At 51.9% G+C, this 1,181-nt stretch carries 1 protein-coding gene; it reads right to left on the reverse strand.

The features are described 5' to 3' along the window. Positions 1–11: 11 nt before the first annotated feature. The coding region (gene tuf / locus DRI82_RS23645; protein ID WP_114196321.1) for an elongation factor Tu at positions 12–1,181 on the reverse strand (1,170 nt) is incomplete at its 5' end.

Consider the following 1,181-nt stretch of genomic DNA (forward strand, 5'->3'; position numbering starts at 1 on the left):
ATTATCAGCGATTACGCGATAACTTTAGCAACTACACCGGCACCAACAGTACGGCCGCCTTCACGGATTGCAAAACGCAAACCGTCGTCCATCGCGATTGGATGGATCAGGGTGACAACCATGTTCACGTTGTCGCCTGGCATTACCATCTCTACGCCTTCTGGCAGTTCGATGGTGCCCGTCACGTCTGTTGTACGGAAGTAGAACTGTGGACGGTAGCCTTTGAAGAACGGAGTATGACGGCCGCCTTCATCTTTGCTTAGAATATAGACTTCTGAATCAAAGGTGGTGTGTGGCTTGATTGAACCTGGTTTCGCCAGGACCTGACCACGTTCGATTTCTTCACGCTTGATACCACGCAGCAGAACACCAACGTTCTCACCAGCACGGCCTTCGTCCAGCAATTTGCGGAACATTTCTACGCCGGTACAGGTCGATTTCACGGTAGGTTTGATACCGACGATTTCAACTTCTTCCTGAACCTTGATGATGCCACGCTCTACACGACCCGTTACTACGGTACCGCGACCAGAGATGGAGAACACGTCTTCGATAGGCAGCAGGAATGGCTTGTCAATCGCACGCTCTGGTTCTGGGATATAGGTATCCAGGTGGCCAGCCAGTTCGATGATTTTTGCTTCCCACTCGGCTTCGCCTTCCAGTGCTCTCAGCGCTGAACCACGAACGACTGGCAGATCATCACCAGGGAAGTCATAAGCAGAAAGAAGTTCACGAACTTCCATTTCTACCAGTTCCAGCAGCTCTTCATCATCAACCATGTCACATTTGTTCATGAATACGATGATGTAAGGAACGCCAACCTGACGACCCAGCAGGATGTGCTCACGGGTCTGCGGCATTGGGCCGTCAGTCGCAGCAACAACCAGGATAGCGCCGTCCATCTGCGCAGCACCGGTGATCATGTTTTTCACATAGTCGGCGTGCCCTGGGCAGTCAACGTGCGCATAGTGGCGAGTTGGGGTGTCATATTCAACGTGGGAAGTGTTGATGGTGATACCACGAGCCTTTTCTTCTGGCGCATTATCGATCTGGTCGAATGCACGCGCGTTACCGCCGTAGGTTTTAGCCAGAACGGTGGTGATTGCTGCAGTCAGGGTAGTTTTACCGTGGTCAACGTGGCCGATAGTACCAACGTTAACGTGCGGTTTTACACGTTCAAA

The sequence above is a fragment of the Edaphovirga cremea genome (assembly GCF_003332275.1).
GTDB lineage: Bacteria > Pseudomonadota > Gammaproteobacteria > Enterobacterales > Enterobacteriaceae > Edaphovirga > Edaphovirga cremea.